Source organism: Komagataeibacter oboediens (assembly GCF_003207815.1).
GTDB classification, from domain to species: domain Bacteria; phylum Pseudomonadota; class Alphaproteobacteria; order Acetobacterales; family Acetobacteraceae; genus Komagataeibacter; species Komagataeibacter oboediens.
In genome coordinates, this window is sequence record NZ_NKTX01000277.1 from 1 (window position 1) to 633 (window position 633).

Genomic DNA, 633 nt, shown 5'->3' on the forward strand with positions numbered 1-633 from the left:
AGAGAAATCCCCGTTTCATGGGAATATATGTGATATCGGAACACCAGACCTGGTCAGGCCGATTGATGACCAGATCCCGCAGAAGATATGGATATTTCCGATGCTCCGGATGGGGCACGGTCGTGCGCGGCTTCTGGTAGATCGCCCGCAGGCCCATGATCGCCATGAGCCGCCGGACCCGCTTGCGGCCCACTTCATGTCCCAGGCGGCGCAGATGCCATGTCATCTGCCGTGAGCCATAATAGGGCGTTTCCAGGAACTGGGCGTCGATCAGCCGCATCAGCTCCAGATTGGCCTCGCTCTGTGGCACAGGCCGATAGTAGACGCCCGACCGGTTGAGTTGCAGCAGCGTGCATTGCCGGATTATCGGCAGACGCGCTCGCTTCGGGTCAATCATCTGCCGCCTCTGATCACGCCCAACCGAGCAGAGGCATCCCGCAAAAAATCCCGTTCCACCAGCAACTGGCCGATCTTGGCATGCAGTTTCTCTACATCAGCAGGGCTGACTGAAGGTTCCGTTACTGACTTACCAGAAAAAAGGCTTGCCATGCCTTCGATCGCCTGGCGCTTCCATTGGGCGATCATCGTCTGATGCACGCCATGTTTCGACGCCAACTCCGCCAGCGTCAGTTC

The 633-nt window shown here is 58.1% G+C and carries 1 pseudogene; it reads right to left on the bottom strand.

The window, feature by feature from the left end:
* Positions 1–633: pseudogene (locus CFR80_RS18845) on the bottom strand (IS3 family transposase); the annotation flags it as partial.